This is a genomic window from Marinomonas polaris DSM 16579 (genome assembly GCF_900129155.1).
GTDB lineage: Bacteria > Pseudomonadota > Gammaproteobacteria > Pseudomonadales > Marinomonadaceae > Marinomonas > Marinomonas polaris.
In genome coordinates this window covers 13,297-33,442 of the sequence record NZ_FQVF01000022.1, presented here as the reverse complement: position 1 = coordinate 33,442, position 20,146 = coordinate 13,297, and the positions used below count along the sequence as shown (strand labels likewise).

19 protein-coding genes are annotated in these 20,146 nt (G+C 44.6%); 11 read left to right on the top strand and 8 right to left on the bottom strand.

Translation table 11 applies throughout. From position 1 onward, the window contains the following. Positions 1-120: 120 nt before the first annotated feature. From BUA59_RS19670 to BUA59_RS19640, 7 genes are all read right to left on the bottom strand, one after another. Positions 121-609, bottom strand: a complete 489-nt coding sequence (locus BUA59_RS19670) for a MarR family winged helix-turn-helix transcriptional regulator (protein ID WP_072841397.1) — start codon at positions 607-609, stop codon at positions 121-123. A gap of 176 nt (positions 610-785) precedes the next feature. Then, positions 786-1,547: a class II aldolase/adducin family protein gene (locus BUA59_RS19665; protein WP_072841395.1), complete on the bottom strand. Its 762-nt coding sequence runs from the start codon at positions 1,545-1,547 to the stop codon at positions 786-788. 37 nt (positions 1,548-1,584) lie between these two features. Next, complete coding sequence (locus tag BUA59_RS19660) at positions 1,585-2,568, bottom strand: ketopantoate reductase family protein (protein WP_072841394.1); 984 nt, start codon at positions 2,566-2,568, stop codon at positions 1,585-1,587. A gap of 101 nt (positions 2,569-2,669) precedes the next feature. Further along, positions 2,670-3,431 carry an ABC transporter ATP-binding protein gene (locus BUA59_RS19655; protein ID WP_072841392.1) on the bottom strand — a complete coding sequence of 254 codons (762 nt, stop codon included), beginning with the start codon at positions 3,429-3,431 and terminating at the stop codon, positions 2,670-2,672. Then, on the bottom strand, positions 3,431-5,230 hold the full coding sequence (locus tag BUA59_RS19650) for a branched-chain amino acid ABC transporter ATP-binding protein/permease (protein WP_072841390.1): 1,800 nt from the start codon (positions 5,228-5,230) through the stop codon (positions 3,431-3,433). The genes BUA59_RS19655 and BUA59_RS19650 overlap by 1 nt, the downstream gene beginning before the upstream one ends. Further along, a complete protein-coding gene (locus BUA59_RS19645) occupies positions 5,231-6,268 on the bottom strand; it encodes a branched-chain amino acid ABC transporter permease (protein ID WP_072841389.1) in 1,038 nt (345 codons plus the stop codon). It abuts the gene before it with no gap. Positions 6,269-6,383: 115 nt separating this feature from the next. Continuing rightward, entirely contained in the window at positions 6,384-7,529 is a 1,146-nt protein-coding gene (locus tag BUA59_RS19640) for an ABC transporter substrate-binding protein (protein ID WP_072841387.1), read from the bottom strand. Between the two features lie 649 nt (positions 7,530-8,178). Between BUA59_RS19640 and BUA59_RS19635 the strand changes: the two genes are divergently transcribed. The 11 genes from BUA59_RS19635 (at position 8,179) to BUA59_RS19585 (ending at position 17,876) form a co-directional block, all read left to right on the top strand. Continuing rightward, complete coding sequence (locus BUA59_RS19635; RefSeq protein ID WP_072841386.1) at positions 8,179-9,369, top strand: acyl-CoA dehydrogenase family protein; 1,191 nt, start codon at positions 8,179-8,181, stop codon at positions 9,367-9,369. Positions 9,370-9,428: 59 nt separating this feature from the next. After that, positions 9,429-9,791, top strand: coding sequence for an IacB protein (locus BUA59_RS19630; RefSeq protein ID WP_072841384.1), 363 nt, complete (start codon positions 9,429-9,431; stop codon positions 9,789-9,791). 30 nt (positions 9,792-9,821) lie between these two features. Continuing rightward, positions 9,822-10,340: a nuclear transport factor 2 family protein gene (locus BUA59_RS19625; protein ID WP_072841485.1), complete on the top strand. Its 519-nt coding sequence runs from the start codon at positions 9,822-9,824 to the stop codon at positions 10,338-10,340. Positions 10,341-10,397: 57 nt separating this feature from the next. Further along, positions 10,398-11,687, top strand: coding sequence for an aromatic ring-hydroxylating oxygenase subunit alpha (locus tag BUA59_RS19620; RefSeq protein WP_072841382.1), 1,290 nt, complete (start codon positions 10,398-10,400; stop codon positions 11,685-11,687). 1 nt (position 11,688) lies between these two features. After that, the gene (locus BUA59_RS19615) at positions 11,689-12,171 is read left to right on the top strand and encodes an aromatic-ring-hydroxylating dioxygenase subunit beta (protein WP_072841381.1); all 483 of its coding nucleotides are present in this window, start codon (positions 11,689-11,691) and stop codon (positions 12,169-12,171) included. Positions 12,172-12,222: 51 nt separating this feature from the next. Continuing rightward, entirely contained in the window at positions 12,223-12,978 is a 756-nt protein-coding gene (locus BUA59_RS19610; protein WP_072841379.1) for an SDR family NAD(P)-dependent oxidoreductase, read from the top strand. 135 nt (positions 12,979-13,113) lie between these two features. Continuing rightward, positions 13,114-14,067 carry a PDR/VanB family oxidoreductase gene (locus tag BUA59_RS19605; protein ID WP_072841377.1) on the top strand — a complete coding sequence of 318 codons (954 nt, stop codon included), beginning with the start codon at positions 13,114-13,116 and terminating at the stop codon, positions 14,065-14,067. Positions 14,068-14,095: 28 nt separating this feature from the next. Next, a complete protein-coding gene (locus BUA59_RS19600; protein WP_072841375.1) occupies positions 14,096-14,599 on the top strand; it encodes a flavin reductase in 504 nt (167 codons plus the stop codon). Between the two features lie 73 nt (positions 14,600-14,672). Then, positions 14,673-15,845 carry an alpha-hydroxy acid oxidase gene (locus BUA59_RS19595; RefSeq protein WP_084122575.1) on the top strand — a complete coding sequence of 391 codons (1,173 nt, stop codon included), beginning with the start codon at positions 14,673-14,675 and terminating at the stop codon, positions 15,843-15,845. 64 nt (positions 15,846-15,909) lie between these two features. After that, a complete protein-coding gene (locus BUA59_RS19590; RefSeq protein ID WP_072841372.1) occupies positions 15,910-17,202 on the top strand; it encodes an amidase in 1,293 nt (430 codons plus the stop codon). Positions 17,203-17,444: 242 nt separating this feature from the next. After that, complete coding sequence (locus BUA59_RS19585) at positions 17,445-17,876, top strand: hypothetical protein (protein ID WP_072841371.1); 432 nt, start codon at positions 17,445-17,447, stop codon at positions 17,874-17,876. 490 nt (positions 17,877-18,366) lie between these two features. Here the strand turns inward: BUA59_RS19585 and BUA59_RS19580 are convergent, their stop codons facing one another. Continuing rightward, positions 18,367-19,845 carry a RimK family protein gene (locus BUA59_RS19580; protein WP_072841370.1) on the bottom strand — a complete coding sequence of 493 codons (1,479 nt, stop codon included), beginning with the start codon at positions 19,843-19,845 and terminating at the stop codon, positions 18,367-18,369. Positions 19,846-20,146 lie beyond the last annotated feature (301 nt).

Sequence of the window (20,146 nt, the reverse complement as noted above, 5' to 3'; positions counted from 1 at the left end):
CGAAAAGATAACAAATTAAAAGATACAAAAATGCACCGAGTTTGAGCGATAATCTCGTTCAAACTAACTTTGGTGCGTTTAAAAGGATGTGTTTGTGGTTCTATTGAAGAGTTTCTGCTTTTAGCTGTAGTGCTCGGGTAAATTGTGAAATAGCTCTTCCAGTAGTTTGTTGAGCCTTTTTATTTTTGCTTCGGTCATGCCTTTAAAGCTTTGTTTGAATAAATCTTTGGTGATAAAGCGAATGTCTTCAACTGCGTTGATGCCTTTTTCAGTAAGCATGACTTCAGTAACACGACCATCATCACTTCTAACTCTTGTGTCTACAAGACCATCTTGTTTCATGCGTTGGATGATTTTTGTAACGGTAGGAAGTTTGGCTATGGCGTGTACTGCGATTTGCGAAACGCTACAGGTGCCTTCTTCCTTCAAAGTGAACAGAATTCGCCACCTTGGGATGTCAAGATTGACTTTTTTTAGTGCTTTTTCAACAGCGACACTATAGCGACCATGAACTTGATTTAGCCAGTAAAAGGGAAAGTCTTCTTTGTGGAAATCTTCACTTGCAGGGTTATATCGTTGACTTCGTGGAGCTCTAGGTTTGCTGGTCATTAAAAATCCTTGCTTCTTATAAGTGATAGAATGTACAAAAAATGACGTTTTTAGTCAATTGAAACATCAAGCATTTATATCAATAATGATTCTCAATTGCAATAAAAAGTAAGGGTGTGTTTTGTGAAATAGCCAACTCTTGGTTGGCTATTAAGGTTGGCTATTTTTGGGGGAGGCTACCAGCAGGGGCCTTTTTCGGCTTCCATTTTGCGAACCATGGCGTTATAGAATTTGTCTGCAAAGCCGCTATCTTTAATTAACATTTGCGTTAAATCTGCGCATTTTTCGCGAATACTTTGTTCTAGTAATACATCTTCACCGCCAAGTGCACCAGAGGTGACTTGAATTTCTGCGGCGCGCTGCACTGTCCATAAAAGGAAAAAAGTACGTTCTATGTCAAATTCGCCAACTGCGATACCGTGATTTCGTAAGACTAGAATGTGTTTCTGTCCGAGACTTTCAAGCATGCGGCCTTTTTCATCTTCAAAGAGAGTAATGCCTTCAAATGCGTGGTAGCCAACGCGGCCATAAAGTTGTGCGCCGTAAAAGCTATCGTGGGTGAAACCCTGTTTTTTCATCGCAATTGCTGAGACTTCATTGGTGTGGGTGTGGATGACGCAGTGTATGTCTTCTCGTGCTGCATGAATGGCTCCGTGAAGAGCAAAGCCAGCAGGGTTGCCATCATATGGCGAGTCATCCAGTTTGTGGCCGTTGACATCCACCTTGATCAAATTTTCTGGAGTGATTTCTGTATAATTTAGACCAAATGGATTAACTAGATACTCGCCTTCAATGTGGGGGAGGCGAGCGGAAATGTGGTTGAAAATGGTCTCTGTCCAGCCAAAAAAGTCTATTAGGTGGTAGCAGTGAGCTAATTTAACACGAAGAGCCCATTCTTCTTCGCTAATGTGGGTTGGGCGGTTCACTGGGTTGCTCATTTGTGTTCCCTTTATGTTGTTTTATGTGTTGTTAATTTTAAAGTTGCTTTTGAGTTTGTGGTTGTGCCGCAATAAATTGAGTTAAATCCAACAGGTTTTGTGTGGCGATCATGGGAATGTCTACCTTGTTTGCCAGCTCCAATACCGAATAGCCGATAGCGTCGAGCTCTAAAGGTTGGCCAGCTTCGTAGTCTTGTAGCATGGAGGTTTTGACAGCGCCCATGCCTGCACCAAGCTCCATAAAAGTATGAGGATCAAAACGAATTCGTGCACCATAGGCGGCGGCAATGAGTAGAACTTCGTCGAGCATTCTGCGAACGAGAGGCTTTAGGCGATCATCAGCGTAAAGTTGTTCTAACGTGCCTTTGGTGACAACTGAAAGTGGGTTAGAGGTGATGTTGGCCGCCACTTTAGTCCATATCTGATCACGAATATTATCAGTAGCGCGGGCTTCGATGCCTGCGTCTTCAATTACTGTGCGAACTTGCTCAAGTCGTTCGCTCATTTGGTGATTTATTTCACCAAGTACGATTAGGTGCGGGTTGGTTGAAGTAACGACGCCCGGCGAGTTTCTAAATGCGGTAATAAATACCACGCAGCCAATTAGGTGAGTATGAGGAAGCAATTTACTGACTGAGCCTTCAGGATCAATGGCTTGAATGCTATCGCCAGAAAAACGTCCTTCAATGCCTTGGAAATACCACCATGGAATGCCGTTCACAACAGGAATGACAATTGTCTTTTCATGCAGCATGGGGGTAATGAGTTTAAGCATGGCGGGCAAGGCAGGCGCCTTAGTGCAGATGAAAATAATATCTTGCGGGCCAAGTTCTTTTGCTGAATCGGAAGCGTTAACTGTGACTTTATGCTCACCGTCTATGTCGGTGAGATGAATGCCTTTTTTCTGAATGGCTTCGAGGGTGGTTCCTCTAGCAAGAACATTCACGGTTTGGCCAGATTTTGCTAGGCGGGCGGCTAGTGTGCACCCAATAGCGCCGGCTCCTGCGATACAAATATTCATAATCAATTTTTCCGTTTGAAAATGAGAAAGGCTCTAAAAAGAGTGCTTTCTCGTGTTTAGTAATAAGCTTCTTGCCTGTTTACTTAATGTTGTTGACGATCTTAACTAGAAAGTAATTCTTGGTGTTTGCTGGCTAGGCCAAGATAGGCCTCTATGACTTTAGGGTCATTGGCAAGCTCTGCTGCAGGGCCTTGCATTGCTACCTGCCCACCTTCAAGAACATAAGCGTAATCAGCTACTTTTAGTGCTGCACGCGCGTTTTGTTCCACCAGAAGTATGGAGACACCTTGGCGGCGTAAATCTGCAAAAATACGAAAAATCTCTCGCGTAATTAATGGCGCTAGCCCAAGGCTAGGCTCGTCTAGCATCAAGAGCTTTGGTTTACTCATCATGGCCCGACCAATGGCAAGCATTTGACGTTCTCCGCCTGATAACGTGCCAGCTTGCTGTTGGCGTCGTTCCCATAAACGAGGGAAAAGGCTGTAAATTTCGCTCAAGGTTTGGTCGTAGCTTTTATCACCACGGCGATAGCGTTGAAACGCACCCAGCAATAGATTGTCCTGAACTGTCATGGTGGAAAATAATTCGCGCTTTTCGGGAACTAAGCCAAGCCCATGGCCAACCAGAGTTTCAACATCTGGGCTGATGAAGTCTTTACCGTTAAAGCGAATGGTGCCTTTGGAAGGTAAGATTCCCATGATGGCGGACAGTAATGTGGTTTTGCCTGCGCCATTTGGACCGATAACAGTCACCAGTTTCCCCTCTTTTAAGGTCAGATCGATACCGGTTAGTGCTTCCACTTTGCCATAAGCAACACGAAGGCCGCTGACGTCGAGTAAATTTTTTTCTGTAGCTTGAGTCATTATTCGACACCTCCCAAGTAGGCTTCTAAAACGGCAGGGTTGGTTTGAATTTCTTCTGGTAAGCCTTCGGCAATTTTTTCACCAAACTCCATCACCACAATTCGATCAGCAAGGTTCATAACAAAGTCCATGTCGTGCTCAACCAAGAGAATAGCCAAGCCTTCTTCGCGGAGTTTCTTGAGTAGTTCTGCTAGTGCTTGTTTTTCCTGATGGCGAAGCCCTGCTGCTGGTTCATCTAGCAGTAATACACATGGGTCGGCGCAAAGTGCGCGAGCAATTTCAAGGATGCGTTGCTGCCCAAGAGATAGGCTACCTGCTTCGGTATAAAGGTGTTCGCCTAATCCGACGCGTTCAAGCTGGTATTGGGATTCTTTAAGAAGGCGTTGCTCTTCGTCACGTTCAAGATGTAGTGCGGAGCTGATGATGCCCTTGTTGCCGCGCATGTGTGCACCTAGTGCGACGTTCTCTAACACCGTCATGGAGGTCAGTAATTTTACATGCTGAAAGGTGCGGCTCATGCCCATTTGAGCGACTTGGCGAGAGCTTTTGCCTTTTAGGCTTTGATTCAAAAAGAGCACTTCGCCATCATTGGGTGTATCGACGGCAGACAGTTGGTTGAACATGGTGCTTTTGCCTGCGCCATTTGGGCCGATGAGGGCAAGTACTTCACCTGCGTGCAGCTGAAGATTCATCTCGTTATTGGCAATTAGACCACCGAAGCGGCGAGTAACATTGCAAGCTTCTAAAACTAATTTGCCTTTTTGTGGTAATTCACGGCGTGATAGTTCTGTGGCAGATGGGTTTATTTTTATGTGGTCTTGATTGCGCCACGACGCTGGTGCAAATTTCACTAATAAAGGCCAAATGCCGCCGGGTGAGCGTTGCATCATGAAAATGATTAATAGGCCCAACACAATGGATTCGTATTGGCCGTTTCCACCCATAATAAGAGGTAGCCAGTCTTGTAGCCATTGTTTGAGCATGGTCAAAATGCCTGCGCCAAGTAGTGCCCCCCAGACGCTGCCAACGCCACCAACCAATGCCATAAATAGGTAATCAATACCCATGCTAAGACCAAAAGGTGTTGGGTTAACAAAGCGTTGCGTGTGCGCGTAAAGCCAGCCAGAAATGGCAGCAAACAGAGCGGAGATCAAGAAAATAACCATCTTTGAGCGAAAGGTATTTACGCCCATGGATTCTGCCATTAATTGACCGCCTTTTAGGGCGCGAATGGCGCGACCTTCACGGGAATTTAGTAGGTTGCTGGTAATCCAGACCGCCAACATCAGAATCGCCCAAATTAAGTAATAAATCTTTTCCCCTTTATCGAGAAGAACGCCAAACAGACTTAAAGAAGGTAAACCGCTAATCCCTGTATGTCCGCCCATAGAACTCATGGTGCCAAACAAGTAATACAGCGAAATGCCCCAAGCAATGGTGCCTAGTGGTAAATAGTGACCTGATAATTTAAGGGTGAGTGCGCCAAGGAATAAAGCAACGGCTGCCGTTAATAGCAAACCAATAAGCAGCCCGACCCAAGGTGATCCTGCCGACCAGGCTAGCCAGCTCGGTAGTTGTTCTGTGGTGGTTAGGTAAGCAGTGGAATAAGCGCCAAGCCCAACAAAAGCTGCCTGACCAAAGCTGGTCATGCCGCCTACACCTGTGAGTAATACTAGGCCAAGTACGACTAATGCGTATAGACCAATATAGTTAAGTAGAGTGACCTGAAATGTTGGTAGCACTTGAGGTGCAATGGCAAGTACGACTAAGCCAAAAATAATTAAATTACGCGATTTCATTTATTCGTCATCCTCTACATGATGGCTGTTCATCGAGCGCCAGATTAGGAATGGAATAATCAGGGTGAAAACGATGATTTCTTTGTAATTGCTCGCCCAAAACATGGAAAAAGCTTCGATCATACCAACAGCAACCGCACCAATAGCCGCAATTGGGTAGCTGACAAGGCCGCCAATAATGGCGCCGACGAAGCCTTTTAAGCTGATGATGAAGCCGGAGTCATAATAAAGTGTGGTGATTGGGGCAATTAAAATACCCGACGCACTGCCGATAAAAGCGGCTAGAGCGAAAGTGGCCTTACCAGCAAATACGGGTGAAATACCTTGCAAGCGAGCGCCCATTCGGTTTACTGCTGTGGCGCGAAGTGCCTTGCCGTAAAGTGTGCGTTCAAAAGCGATGAATAAGGTCACAATGAGGAAGATAGAGACCAGAATAACCCATAGGGTTTGGCTCTTCAGCATCACGGTACCTAGGCGGAAACCCGTATCTGAGAAGGGTTGTGTGCGGGCGCCTTCAGGCCCAAATAATAATAGACCGACGCCTACCATGGCGACATGGAGCGCAATGGAGACAATCAATAAAACCAGTGCTGGTGCGTCTGCAAGAGGTTGGAAAAACAGACGATACATAATTGGGCCAAGTGGCACGATTAGGCAAAGCGTTAATAAAACTTGGCAAGCCATTGGGATTTCTGCCAAAGACAAATTATTTAATAAGCCTATCATTACAAAGGCATAGCCGAGTTTGAGGGCTATTTTTTTCATCTTGTTTCGATCGATGTGATGTTTGATTTGTTGATACAAATCTAAGGCGCAATCGATCAAAACAAGACCGAGTAGGAGCCATTCTAATTTTGGGGCTTTACCCATCTGCATGGCGGCCATTGTTAGTGCGCCAAACGTTACGAACTCGCCTAGTGGAATAAGCAATATTCGTGTGACTGTAAAAACCAGCAAAATAGACAGGGCCAATAAGGCATAAATAGCCCCATTGGTTAGGCCATCCTGTCCAAGCAGTGTGGCGATCTGAAAGTTCATTTAGTGTGATTCCTTTTGTTCTCATCGATTTTGTGGCTTCGTGGCCGCAAAATTTATAATTATATTCTCGCTGGGGTGGGTTGGAGCTGTGTGCCCACCCCAAGTCGAGGGGGCATTATTTTAGTAGTACCCATTTGCCATTTTTGACAGTGATCAAAACGCGACCGCGTTCGTCAAAGCCGCTGTGGTCTTCTGCTGTCATGTTGTAAACGCCTTGTGTTGCTGGCATTTCTTTGGTTTTTTCCAGTGCGTCACGAAGAGCGTTACGAAATTCGGCTGAGCCTGGTTTGCCAGATTTTAGTGCGCTTGGGATAGCGTTTTGAAGGAGTAGTCCGGCATCTAGAACGTTACCGCCAAAGGTAGCCGGTGTTTCGCCGTAGAGTTTTTTGTAGTCGGTAATGTATTTTGTAGCTATTTCTTTGGAAGGGCTGTTTGGTACTTCATCTAAAACCAGCATGGAACTTGCTGCTAGGATGGTGCCTTCAACTGCTTTGCCGCCAAGTCGAAGAAAAGCATCTAGTGCTGCGCCGTGAGTTTGGTAGATTTTGCCGCTGTAGCCTTGGTCTTTAAGGGTGGTTTGCGGCATCACTGAAGAGCTTCCAGGTGCGGCAATCAAAACGGCATCTGGGCTGGCCATCAGTATTTTTAAGCTCTGGCCTGTCATGGATGTATCTTGGCGCTGAAATTGTTCGCTCGCTACAATTTGAATGCCAGCTTTTTGGGTAAGGTCTTTCATTACCTTGGCCCAGTTCTCACCGTATGGATCTGCAGTCCCGATGAGGCCAATGGTTTTTATACCGGTTGATTTCATTTGTTCGACTAATGCTTCGGCAATTAGATCGTCATTCTGTGTGGTTTTAAAAACCCATTTCTTTTGTTCTGTCATTGGCAGTACAACGGCCGCAGTCCCAACTGGAGCCAGCATTGGTGTGCCTGATTCTGCCGCAAATTGAATAACGCTCATTGCGTTGCCTGAACCACTTGGCCCTATGATTGCATCTACGTGTTCTTCGTCAATTAGCTTTTTAAATGCTTTAACTGTTGCGGTTGGGTCGCTTCCGTCATCCAGTGAAATATAGGAGATTTTTTCGCCTCCGGCGGAGGTGGGGAGTAGTGCAACGGTATTTTTTTGAGGGATTCCCACTAAGGCGATAGGCCCAGTGCTGGAAGTGACTACGCCAATTTTAATGTCAGCGTTTGCTAACGGTGCGAGTAGTGAAGAACTTAGAAATAAAGCAGAGATTACTCTTTTAGGTGTCATAAGATTTTCCTGTATGTAGTTAACACTATGTAATTTTTTACAGCGCTTTCTATCGCTTGGAGATCATTTGGCATCTCTTCGGCAGGTTTTATTCTTCTATTTATTTTTATTGAATTTATACATTTCTATACCTTAATCCGGAGTTAGCCTGCCATTGTTTTTTGCAAAAAACAATATAAAAAAACAAATAAAAAAGATTTTAAAAAATGCCTTTTGTTCATATTTATTTTTTTATGTGAATTTTATTTGGCATTTTTAATGTGTTTTATAGGTGATTATTATGTTGTCTATTTTTATTATTAATCTATATTAAACAATAGTTTATGTGTTTATTTGTTTTTATTTGAAATATAAAAAATCCTTATTGTTTGTTTTTCGATCTATTTTTTTATTGATCCTTAACTTGAAAATTTAGTTGACAAGTAAAGTAATTAGTACGACCTTATTAGCATTCTTTATACATTTATTTAATGTTTTTGAGTGATGCAAACCAAGACGTTAGGCGATGTGTTTTTGATGTTGTTCGATGATGAGAGCGAAAACTTTTAGTCTTTTTATTAATGCAGTAAAAATACTGAAAAATCTTCATTTGAACAGTTCACTCATCCCTAGTGAGTCGGTAACTAAATCTGCATTAGAGGAGCTAATTATGAGTCTGAAGAACACGGTTACGTCTTACCAAGAAAAAGCCTCGGCATCTGTTTTTGATGCTTTAGGAAGTGAGGCGTTTGGAGCATTGATGAGTGACATTAGAGCTCGTGCTCGCAATAGCGAATTCGATGATCAGCAATTTATTAGTCAGGACATCATTGAACAATTTCGCAGTTTAGGTATTTACCGTGCGCTGGTTCCAAAGCGTCTTGGTGGCGATGAAATAACCGCGGCTCAGTTTTGTGAAGTGATTGAAGAGATCTCTAAAGCAGATGGTTCTGCTGGTTGGGTAGCTAGCTTTGGTATGGGTGTTGTGTACTTGTCGGCTTTGCCAATAGATACGCTAAAAACGGTGTATGCAAAATCACCAGATGTGGTGTTTGCTGGTGGCATTTTTCCGCCTCAACCTGCTGAAAAAATAGCCGATGGTTTTTGTGTAAAGGGCCGTTGGAGTTTTTCTAGTGGTTGCATGGGGGCTGATGTGGTCGGCGTTGGTATCGCACCAAAAGAAGGTGAAAAATTAGAGCTTCCTCGTATGGCAGTGATGCCAGCAAGTAAAGCAGAAGTGAAGAAAAACTGGGACGTAGTTGGCCTTGCAGGAACAGGCAGCCATGACTTAGTTGTTAATAATGTGGATGTGCCTGAAGAGTGGACCTTTGTTCGCGGAGGTGCTTCTAACTTAGACGAGACAATGTTCCGTTATCCTTCTCTTTCTTTTGCGACTCAAGTTCTTTCTGTGGTTGGTTTAGGTGTAGCACGAGCGGCGCTTGATGAACTTCAGGCCATGGCTGCTGGCCGGGCTTCGATCACTGGCGCTCCAAATATTGGCGAGCGTCCCCTTACTCAAGCGGAAGTTGCTAAAGCCGACGCCGATTTACGCGCTGCGCGCTGCTTCTTCTATGAATCCATTAATGATGCTTGGCAGACGTTAGAAAAAAACGAATCTCTATCTGTTCAGCAAATCAACTTATTACGCCTTTCATCGACACACGCTTCTCGTGTATCCGCTGAAGTCGCGCGTAAGGTTCAAATGTTATCTGGCATGACGGGCGTTTACAAAGCCAGCCCGTTGTCGCGTTTCGTTAACGATGCGCAAGTTGTTACTCAACACGCTTTTATGGGTGACATCACTTGGCAAAATGCCGGTGCCATCTTTTTTGGACAAAAACCATTACCAGGTTATTTATAAGAAATTAGCTTGATTTAGCCTATTTTTAGACGAATTTTTGATTATTGGAGAAATGAATTATGAGCGATAAAAAACCATTACGCGTACTGTTTTGCATGGGAATTAACCAAAATTTTATGGACGCAGCGCGCGAAGAGCAATTGGATGTTTGGGCGGCATTTGGCGCAATGTGGAATGGTATTCATGACATGGATGGCGTTGAAGTAATCGGCAATATGGATGACGACCAAAGCATGGTTGGTCCTTCTGCTGGCTACCCTTGGACAACCTATCTTTTGGCTGATGTGAAGGATTACGACACAGTAGTTGCGTGCTGCAATTTGTTGCGTACGGCAGCGGTTGGCGATACGCCATACAAACTTTGGCGCTACGTGAAAATCGAATCTCGTATTGGTCGTGAACTGATTGTCCAGCGCGCCTAAGAGCTGTCGATGAATATGAAGGATGCAAGTATGAAGGACACGAGCGAGCTAGAAACTATATTGGCGCGAATTGATGCTTTAGAAAGTGACCGAGCGATTCGTGCTTGTATCAATCGCTACATGGATCTGTGCGATCACTTGAATCCAGCGACACCATTAGATGAATTAGGTGATCTATTTACCGAAGATGCTAAGTGGGAAGGTAAAGGCGCTCGTTATGCGAAAAGCTTTGGTGGTTATCAAGGTCGTGATGCCATTGTTTCAATGCTAGCGAAATACACCGTTGAGCCTGCTCATTTTTCGTTAAACGTGCATTACCTGTCATCCGAAGTGATTCGTGTTGATGGTGACCAGGCATCCGGCAGTTGGAACATGATTCAAGTTTCGAGCTTTAGCGCTGGTGGTTCTCATCTGAACAGTGCGCGTTTGAGCGTGTCGTTTCGACGTGATGATGGTGTGTGGCGAATGGCCCATTTTGAAACTGAGAATCTATTTAGTCGCCCAGTATCGGATTGGAATGATGATGCGACATTGCCCGTTCCTAAATAAACAAGCTGACACGAAAGCGACAGGGTCGATGTCTAAAAGATTAAAGAGAGAAAGAAGATGAGTGAATTAATTGAGTTGCAAAATATCAGTCTAAAAGCGGCGGATATGGTCGAAGAGGGTCGCGTTCACAAAGCGTTATATTCAGACCCAGAAATCTTTGAAGAAGAATTAGACAAAGTATTCCAAAACACCTGGATTTTCATTGGTCATGAAAGCGAAGTGCCAGAAGCGGGCAGCTTTAAAACCGCCTTCGTTGGTCGTCATCCGGTTATTTTAAGCCGTGACCGTAAAATGAATCTGCATGTTTTGCTTAATCGCTGTCGTCACCGTGGTGCAACCGTGTGTGAAGGTCGTAAAGGCAAAACGAAAGCCTTTACTTGTCCATATCACGGCTGGGGTTATGGTTTAGATGGTGGTTTGCGCGCAATACCAAAACCTGAAGAATACGAAGGTGTTATCGATAAAAATGATTTGCCATTAGAAAGCCTACGCCATGAATCGTACCAAGGCTTGGTTTTTGCGACCTTTAAAAGCGACATTGAGCCACTAGAAGATTTTTTGGGCGGCGCGAAAAAATGGATCGACTTGTTTATTAAGCAAGGTGGTGGTTATCCATTGAAAGTCTTGGGCGAGCATCGTTTTAACTTTCCAGGTAACTGGAAAATTCAGCTCGAAAACACCACAGATGCCTACCATTTTCCAATCATTCATAAGTCATTCATCAGCTCGTTGGATGATGCCACTGCTGATATTTTTGACTTCCTCGACGGTGACGGCTTTGTAGAAGATTTAGGTCATGGCCATAGTGTGATGGTGATGATTCCTGACTTAGTTGATTTAGAAGCGGATTTGGATCAACCGATTCCAGCGCGTTTTGAAGAGCTTGCTCAAGCATTACGTGACGAAGGCCAAGACGAAGAGCAGGTTAAACGTCTTGTTCGTGCAGCGCATGGTACTGGGTTTAACTTGAATTTATTCCCGAACGTATCTTGTTCGATGGCGTTTTTCCGTGTCTTGCGTCCAGTGAGTGTGAGCTTAACTGAGATTCAACACGTCGCCATTGGTGGTGAAGGTGCACCAGTATCATTCAACCGCAAACGCATGCGTCTACACGAACACTTCCAAGGGCCAATGGGCTTCGGAACGCCAGATGATGGTGAAGCATGGGAGCGTGTTCAAAAAGGATCAATGGCTGGTAAAGATGGCTGGATTCTTGTCAACCGCGGCATGGGTAATTTGCATACATCAAAAGATGGCAACGTGGCTGGAGCTGTGTGTTCAGAAACAGGAATGCGTGGTGCTTATCAGAAATACAAGCAAATGATGGCCGCCAAAGGGGAGAAATAAGATGACGATAAACATGGATTTGCTTAACAAGGCAACGGCATTTATTTGGTATGAAGCTGACTTGCTAGATCACCAAGAATATCAAACATGGTTGTCTCTTTGGGATACAAAAGGCTTATACATTGTGCCGACTGACAACAATGAAACAGATTACGAAAACACGCTGAACCTAGCATTAGATGATGCGGGTATGCGTCGAATGCGAGTAGCACGTTTGGAAAGCGGTGAATCAGTTTCGGCTGGTGCAGCAAGTAGCACCGTTCGTATGGTGTCGCGTTTGCGCATTTTGGAAGAAACCGCTGACTACATTGTTGTGCGCTGTGCGATGACATTGAACGAATTACGTCATGGCAACTTAGTGACTTATCCTGCCGATTTGGAATATCGCTTAAAGCCAACAGATGACGGTTTTATGATTGACCGTAAAGTTGTCAAATTGATGCATTCAGACGGTTTCTTACGCACGGTAAGTTTCATCTTTTAAACGGTTTTTCATGAAATATAGGTAGTTTTTCATGAGACAGAGGGCGAAATAATGACTCAATCTACACAGGCACAAGTGGCGTTAGTGACTGGTGCAGCGCAAGGGCTTGGTTTTCATATTGCATCACGTTTGTTTGCCGCGGGTTTTCGCGTAGTACTGACAGATGTAAATGGTGAGGCGGCTAAAAAAGCCGCGTTGTCACTTGATCCAGAAGGAATAAACGCCATTGCTTGCGAGTTGAATATTGCGAGGAAAGCTGATTTTGAAGCGGCACTGCAATTTGCTGTCACTAAGTTTGGCGCGTTGCAGGTATTGGTTAACAACGCTGCGGTGACGAAAGCGACGCCTGTCATGGATATTTCCCCAGAAGAGTTTAACGAAGTGGTGAATATCAACTTGGGTGGTGTGTTTGTTGGCTGCCAGGTGTTTGGTAAATACATGGCTGAGCAAGGTTATGGCCGAATCATCAACATGGCGTCTTTGGCTGGGCAAAATGGTGGCACTTCAACAGGTGCTCATTATGCCGCTTCCAAGGGCGGAATTTTGACACTAACAAAAGTCTTTGCCAAAGAGCTTGCTAGCAAAGGTGTGACCGTTAATGCCGTGGCACCTGGTCCGATTGATTCACCAATGGTGACCGCTTTGGTGCCAGAAGATCGTTTACCAACTTTGTTGGGCGCTATTCCGGTTGGTCGATTAGGTAATGCCGATTTTATTGGTGATGTGGTGGTGCAATTTGCTCGCCCAGAAGCCTACTTCACCACGGGAACAACGTGGGATGTGAATGGTGGTTTGTTTATGCGCTAAGCAGCTTTTGCCTGCTTATCGCGTTTTATTTGAGTTATGTCTGTGAGCCATTGTATTTGTGAACCATTGTATCTGTGAACCATTGTATCTGTGAACTAAGGCCCCGACTTAGGCTTGGGTTGGGAGGAGAGTTGGATGTCTGAAACGTTATTGAAAGTAGTTGTTCGTAAACGAGAAAACCACACTGATGGTGTAATTGCTTTAGAGCTTGCGAGTCTCAATGGTGAGGCATTGCCTGCGTTTGAAGCAGGTGCGCATATTGATGTGCATTTAGGCGATGATTTAATTCGTCAGTATTCACTGTGTGGTGATCCCGCCGACACGAGTGTTTATCGCTTAGGTATTTTAAAAGATCCGAACTCACGTGGTGGATCGATTGCTGCTCATCTTAATTTGCAAGAAGGTACCGAGATAAGCATTGGTGTTCCGCGTAACCATTTTCCATTAGAGATGAGCGCTAAGCGTTCTATCTTGATTGGTGGTGGAATCGGGATTACGCCAATGATCGCCATGGCGTATTCCTTGATCGCTGAAAACAAAACGTTTGAATTGCATTATTGCAGTCGTTCTCGTGAGACAAGTGGTTTCCTTAGTGAATTAACGTCTTGCTCTTTTACCAAGCATGTTGACATGCACTTTGATTCTGAAGACCAACGTTTGGACTTAGAAGCCGTTTTGAAAGACTTTGATGCGGACACTCATCTTTATGTTTGTGGTCCAAATGGGTTTATGGATTGGGTGATCAGCACTGCAAAAAATCTAGGTATGCCTGATAGCAACGTACATAAAGAATTTTTTAATGTGGAAGTTGAAACTGGCGGTGCGAGTTTTGAAGTGTTTGCCGAGAAAAGTGGCGTCACAGTGCAAGTTGGCGAAAACGAAAGCATTGCAGACGCACTAAAAGCCGCCGGCGTAAAAGTGAAAGTTTCCTGTGAACAGGGCACATGTGGAACCTGTCTTTGTGATGTTCTTGAAGGTACGCCAGAGCATCGCGATGTTTACCTGACGGAAGAAGAAAAAGAAGACAACGACCAGATTACCTTGTGTTGTTCTCGTTCACTGTCGCCACGCCTTGTCCTCGATATTTAATGCTCCCTTATAAGGGAAGGAGAACACCATGATAGAGACAAAATTATTCCGCGATGGCATGTCTATGTTGGGCGGTGCCGTGTCTGTGATCACCACAGATGGTGAAGCAGGACGTTTTGGTTTTACGGCAACGGCCGTTACTAGCGTGACAGATGAGCCACCGACTTTGTTGGTGTGTATGAACCGTAACTCGTTTGCTAACCCCCACTTTAAAAAGAACGCTGTGTTGTGCGTGAATGTACTACAAAGCCATCACCAAGGTGTTTCTTGGGATTTTGCCAACCGTGATTTGAGCAGTGAAGAGCGCTTTGCTAAACACCAATGGGCAACATTAAAAACTGGCGCGCCAGCATTGGACGAAGCCTTGGTTAGCTTTGATTGCGAAATCCATGAGAGCCATGAAATTGGTTCTCACACTGTTTTTTACTGCCGTGTAAAAGACGCAAAAGTCGGTACAGATGGTCAAGGCTTGGTTTACTTCAACCGTGCTTATCATTGTCTGAACGAACAATCTGTGGCACAAACCAAGTAATGAATAAAAGGTAATCAAGAGCTAAGCAATGTTGTATAACTGATAGGACTCAGTTGTTTTCTTAGGAGAGATGATGCGTAGGTTTTATAAAGGTTCTGATTTTTCAAGAGTGCAAAGTGTGGCCGAAATGGCTGCTCTTGCTCGCCACCGATTACCTGATTTTGCATGGGAATACTTGGCAGGTGGCGCGGAAAATGAACAGACCTTACATAGTAACGAGAGCGACTTCGCCAAGATTCGGCTGACTTCTCACACTTTAGTTGCCAATCATCCTCCGGTGTTAACAACATCACTGGTTGGGTCGTCAAGCGCCTTACCAATGATGATAGGTCCAAGCGGTTTTAATGGCATGTTATGGCCTCAGGCCGACATTGCTTTGGCAAAGGCCGCTAACGCGAAAAAAATACCTTTCTGTTTAAGTACCGTGTCGAATGCTTCCATGGAGCAAGTGCGCGATGCCACTCAGGATCTCGATTTCTGGTTTCAGCTTTATGGCTTAAAAAAAGCACAATTCAACGATGATTTATTGGCGCGAGCTAAAGCTGTTGACGTGAATACCTTGGTCATTACTTCCGATGCTTCAGTGGTTGGAAATCGTGAATGGGACCGACGAAATTTTGCCAAGCCGCGTCAACTTACGTGGCGTAATAAAGCCAATGTGCTGATGCACCCAAACTGGATTCGTCGAGTCATGATGCCTAATGGTTTGCCAACCATGGGCAATTTGAATCCTTACTTGCCTGCGAATGAACAAAGTGCCTTGGGTGCCATTAAATTTATCCAAGAGCAGTTCGATACCTTATTGGATTGGGAAAAAATGGCCAAGACTAGAGATCAATGGCACGGCAAGTTGATCCTAAAAGGTGTACTGCATCCTGATGATGCAAGGCAAGCGCTGAAGCTGGGATTTGATGGCATCGTGGTCAGCAATCATGGTGGTCGTCAGCTTGATGGTGCTTTGTCTTCTATCGACGCTTTACCGGCGATTGTCGATGCCGTGGGTGGTGAAATAGACATATTGCTAGACAGCGGCATTCGTCGTGGCAGTGACATAGTAAAAGCCACCGCTCTTGGCGCGCAGGGGGTCATGCTAGGTCGAGCCACCTTATTCGGCGTTGCGGCTGGTGGTCAAATCGGTGCCACGCGGGTATTGGATATCTTGCAAGAAGAGCTGGCTCGCAGCCTAAATTTAATGGGCGTTCAGCAACTCGATGAACTGACTTCAGAACACCTTTATTTACCTTAACAAGATTTTTAAACTCTTTTAATAACGTAATGAGGCCTTGGTCTCACAAGGAACCAGTTTGTTTATGAATACAAAAATTGATTTAAATGAAATGGGCTTGTGCCAAATGCTACGCGCCATAGAAGAGGGTGCTTGTACCACCGAATCGGTTATTAATGCCTGTTTTGATCGTATAGAAGCCCGTGAACCAGACGTGGGTGCTTGGCAATTAAAGCGTTCTCGCGACGAATATCTTGCTTATTACCAAGCTCATAAAGTCTTCTTTGATGCCAGTTTGTTAAAAGGCTTACCGTTGGGCGTGAAAGACATCATCGACACAGAGGAAATGCCCACAGAAATGGGCTCGTCGATTCATACCGGACGACGACCTGTTGAAGACGCCACTTGCGTCGCCTTGATTCGCGCTGCGGGTGGCATAGTGTTGGGTAAAACCGTCACCACAGAATTCGCTTACTTCAAACCGGGGAAAACCAAAAACCCTGCAGATTTAGAACGTACACCGGGCGGTTCGTCTAGTGGTTCGGCGGCGGCTATTTTTGACAACATGGTACCAATGGCGCTGGGTTCTCAAACTGCTGCTTCCGTCATTCGTCCTGCTGCTTATTGTGGCGCTATTGGTTACGTAGGAAGTCGAGGTGAATTTTCCCTGCGAGGCGGTCAACCATTAGCGCAATCTTTGGATTCGCTAGGCTTGTTTGCTCGTAATGTCGAAGATATTCAGCTGCTGCGCGCTATCTTGTTACGCCAGCCAGCTTCTATTAAATCAAGCGCATCAACAGCACCTAAATGCGTATTGGTTTGTCACGGGAAATTGGTCGGCGATACCTCGTCAGCCATGGAAAACGCCACGCAAAACGCTATAGAAATACTTAAAGCGCAAGGCGTCAAAGTGATCGAACTGGACGCCGGCAATCGCATAAAAGACATGGTGAATCACCACATTAATATCATGGCGTGGGAAGTGTGCCGCAACTTAGCAATTGAATCTTTTCATCAAGATCAACTAAGTGACCCATTAGCCGCCTTGATGGAACAAGGCCTCGGCATGGATCGCGCAACTTACATTGACTCTTTGGATGCAACACAAGCTTGCCGAGATTGGCTATGGAATTATGCGCCAGAAGCCGACGCTATCTTGGCTCCAGCTGCACCTGATATCGCCCCGCTAGGCCACGCTGCCACTGGCGCACCTCACATGAGTCGTCCTTGGCAAGCCATGGGATTACCCGTCATCAACGTACCAGGCATGACAGATGAAAACGGCGTCCCTTTAGGGTTACAACTCATCGGCAAAGTGCGCCAAGACGACACCTTATTGAACCACGCCAACTGGCTAATGCCACTGTTTGCTAAATAGACTATTAGGACAAAATTGCAGAATTGAATCGTTCCCAGGCGATTTATTTAGAGTATGACGTGCACTTCACGCCATACTCTTTTTTTGGCTTAGTACTTCTGACACAAGATTTCACTAACACTTGGTTTACCTTTTCCTTCGTCAGTAAAGACTTGTGAGCAATGAATATTGTGCAATAGCTTAAAAATGCTGTTTATAATTGTTGTTTGTCAGCAAAATAAATTAGAAAAGAGATCTGGATAATGTCAGGGAAAGACTCGAGCACATCTACTCGAAAAAATAGAAAGCATCGCCAGAAGAGAAGGCAGCGTAATGCAAACTTGGCTGAAGCACAGCATGAAGAAAGATCAACGCGATGTTATGAATTAAAACGCAAAATAGCGCGCGTGTATTTTATTCAACCCTATTGGGCAAAATGTCCTCTATCATTTTTTGTATGGCTACCATTCGGATTTTCCGCCCCTATCGCCATACTTTCTTGTTTCAACATCGAAGGTGAGATAGTCCCTTTTATATTCTTTCTAGGTTTTGGCGCTCTTCTAATTATGGGAGTGTCTAAAGTAGAAAAATACGTTGAGGGCAAGTTATTACACCATGAGCCACTTGCTCGCTTTGTATGGGGTTATCACTTGCTAGCTCTGGCTGGCAGCGTTCTTTCATTCTCACTGCTATAACCACATTGTTTGTTGGATTAGGGATCATTCTCCTAATTTCCCCGTAGGGCTGCATGAGGGAGGCACGACCGTAATCTGCCGAAAATGGCGAAGCCATTTCAATTACAAAGCTGCTTACTAAAAACACACAAACTTGTTTTTCATGTTTGCAATCTCGAGAAATCAGTTCGACGCAATCCCGATTGCGCGACTTTATGGAGTTTCAGAGTCAGTTAAAAATATCCTATCTTGTAACCGATAAAATAATCTATGCCTTACGATATAACGAGCGTAGGAAGTAATCGTGCGCCTATGAAGAAAATCAGGCATTAAAGATCTTAAAGAGACCTTTTGGTTACTTTTGTGTCGCTAGACAAAAGTTACACGCCCAGCAGGGCGGAATAAAGGTCATGAATACAAAGCGATTGAGAGGAAACAAACTTACTCGCGTACTTGAAAAACAAAAAGGCGACTCATAAGTCGCCTTTCGCATATCTAGAGTGCTTGCTTATCAAGCATGAATATCACCACGTTTCACCTGCATGCGACGTAAGAACTCCGACATGATGTGCATGTAAAGTTCATCGCCTAGGTATTTGTCTTCTACGCCGCGGTCGATACTTGGGTTGTCGTTTACTTCGATAACGTAACCACGGCCGTTGATTTCTTTTACGTCGACGCCGTATAAGCCTTCACCAATCGGTTTGGTGGCAGCGATGGCGGCTTGTAGCACGCGTCGTGGCACTTCGAAGGTTGGTAAAGTATCAAATCCGCCACTTTGGCTTTTGCTACCTGTATGTTGGTAAATCTGCCAGTGGTTTTTAACCATGTAGTAGCGACAAGCAAAGATCGGTTTGTTGTTCAGTACGCCGATACGCCAGTCGAATTCGGTGTAAAGGTATTCTTGAACCAATAGCAAAGACGATTTTTTAAACAAGGTGTTCAAACTTTCGGTCAAAGCTTCGCGGTTTTCAGCTTTTATAACGCCTTTAGAAAATGCGCCGTCTGGAATTTTTACCACCATTGGGTAGCTGATAACGGCTTCCAATGCATCTTCTACGTTGTCTTCACCCTTGTGTACGATGCGTGTTTTTGGGCATGGTACTTTGTGGGTGTTGAACAAATCTGCTAAGTAGACTTTGTTGGTACAGCGCATGATGGATTGTGGGTCGTCCATTACAACTAATCCCAGACCTTCGGCTTTTTTGGCAAAGCGGTAGGTGTGGTGGTCGATGTTGGTGGTTTCACGAATAAACAAACCATCGTATTCTGGCAAACGCATGATGTCTTTTGGGCCAATCGTATCAACGTGTATACCAAGTTGTTTACCAGCTTGGATAAACTTTTTAATTGCTTGGTCATCACTTGGTGGCATGGCTTCTTCTGGGTTAACCAAAATTGCCATGTCGAATTTTGCGGCACGTTGAATGCGGCCTTTGCTCCACACTTTGTTGCTAAAAGCTTCCAAGGATTCTGCGAATAGGGTTTCTTCCTCTTCGCTCAGTTTACTTTGTGACGTAGAGAAAAGGGCGGTGACTTGCCATTCTTTGCGGAATTTCAAAGTCACTTCCAGTACAGGACTAGGAAAGCTTTCGAATAATTTGCGTGCAAATTCCTTCATTTCTGGATGAATCGTTTTACCGAATACACAGTGGAATTTCATTTCCATCGGTGCTTCTGGTTTAGCGAGTTTTTTTGCAAGCAATGGTAACCATTGAGATATCTCTAACTCATATAGATCTTTCTTGCTTAGGTCATTAAGTACGCGCACAGAAGGCATAACGTGATGGCCACGGCTCTCTGCCAACAGAGAGCAGTAATATCCATCAGATAGATATTTGCTGCTTTTACATAGGTTGATGATTCGTGTGCGTCCTTGGCTTTTTGTCGCTGCCAAGTTTAGGTATTGAGTAAAAGTGATCACTCGATCACTAGGTAAGAACGCTGACCAATCTTTGGCCTGATCAACAACTATGTAAGTCTGTGACATTGGGTATGCTTTTCCTTTTGCTTAAAAAATCATTATGGGTGTTTAAAAGTGTATCAAATAGGGCGCTAAAAACACCCTTAATTTGTGCGGATGGTGCGCTTTATTTATTGTTTTAACAATAGTCTAAAATGAAAAAATAAAATGTTTTTTTGATGAAAAAATAGACTATCTTTTAGATAGGTTTCGCCCTAGAATGCGCGAAAATTTTTATCGTTAAATCGTGGTTTTTTTACTCTCTTTTATAGTGATTGAAAAGATGACGGTTCGACGATCCTAGCGACCTTTTGCCCTTTTGAGGCGA

What these genes read in the sequence shown, in the direction of transcription:
- BUA59_RS19615 (WP_072841381.1), top strand. Translation starts at nt 11,689, where the DNA reads ATGACGATAAACATGGATTTGCTTAACAAGGCAACGGCATTTATTTGG.
- BUA59_RS19585 (WP_072841371.1), top strand. Translation starts at nt 17,445, where the DNA reads ATGTCAGGGAAAGACTCGAGCACATCTACTCGAAAAAATAGAAAGCAT.
- BUA59_RS19660 (WP_072841394.1), bottom strand. Translation starts at nt 2,568, where the DNA reads ATGAATATTTGTATCGCAGGAGCCGGCGCTATTGGGTGCACACTAGCC.
- BUA59_RS19600 (WP_072841375.1), top strand. Translation starts at nt 14,096, where the DNA reads ATGATAGAGACAAAATTATTCCGCGATGGCATGTCTATGTTGGGCGGT.
- BUA59_RS19640 (WP_072841387.1), bottom strand. Translation starts at nt 7,529, where the DNA reads ATGACACCTAAAAGAGTAATCTCTGCTTTATTTCTAAGTTCTTCACTA.
- BUA59_RS19605 (WP_072841377.1), top strand. Translation starts at nt 13,114, where the DNA reads ATGTCTGAAACGTTATTGAAAGTAGTTGTTCGTAAACGAGAAAACCAC.
- BUA59_RS19630 (WP_072841384.1), top strand. Translation starts at nt 9,429, where the DNA reads ATGAGCGATAAAAAACCATTACGCGTACTGTTTTGCATGGGAATTAAC.
- BUA59_RS19670 (WP_072841397.1), bottom strand. Translation starts at nt 609, where the DNA reads ATGACCAGCAAACCTAGAGCTCCACGAAGTCAACGATATAACCCTGCA.
- BUA59_RS19645 (WP_072841389.1), bottom strand. Translation starts at nt 6,268, where the DNA reads ATGAACTTTCAGATCGCCACACTGCTTGGACAGGATGGCCTAACCAAT.
- BUA59_RS19650 (WP_072841390.1), bottom strand. Translation starts at nt 5,230, where the DNA reads ATGAAATCGCGTAATTTAATTATTTTTGGCTTAGTCGTACTTGCCATT.
- BUA59_RS19610 (WP_072841379.1), top strand. Translation starts at nt 12,223, where the DNA reads ATGACTCAATCTACACAGGCACAAGTGGCGTTAGTGACTGGTGCAGCG.
- BUA59_RS19580 (WP_072841370.1), bottom strand. Translation starts at nt 19,845, where the DNA reads ATGTCACAGACTTACATAGTTGTTGATCAGGCCAAAGATTGGTCAGCG.
- BUA59_RS19665 (WP_072841395.1), bottom strand. Translation starts at nt 1,547, where the DNA reads ATGAGCAACCCAGTGAACCGCCCAACCCACATTAGCGAAGAAGAATGG.
- BUA59_RS19590 (WP_072841372.1), top strand. Translation starts at nt 15,910, where the DNA reads ATGAATACAAAAATTGATTTAAATGAAATGGGCTTGTGCCAAATGCTA.
- BUA59_RS19625 (WP_072841485.1), top strand. Translation starts at nt 9,822, where the DNA reads ATGAAGGACACGAGCGAGCTAGAAACTATATTGGCGCGAATTGATGCT.
- BUA59_RS19655 (WP_072841392.1), bottom strand. Translation starts at nt 3,431, where the DNA reads ATGACTCAAGCTACAGAAAAAAATTTACTCGACGTCAGCGGCCTTCGT.
- BUA59_RS19595 (WP_084122575.1), top strand. Translation starts at nt 14,673, where the DNA reads ATGCGTAGGTTTTATAAAGGTTCTGATTTTTCAAGAGTGCAAAGTGTG.
- BUA59_RS19635 (WP_072841386.1), top strand. Translation starts at nt 8,179, where the DNA reads ATGAGTCTGAAGAACACGGTTACGTCTTACCAAGAAAAAGCCTCGGCA.
- BUA59_RS19620 (WP_072841382.1), top strand. Translation starts at nt 10,398, where the DNA reads ATGAGTGAATTAATTGAGTTGCAAAATATCAGTCTAAAAGCGGCGGAT.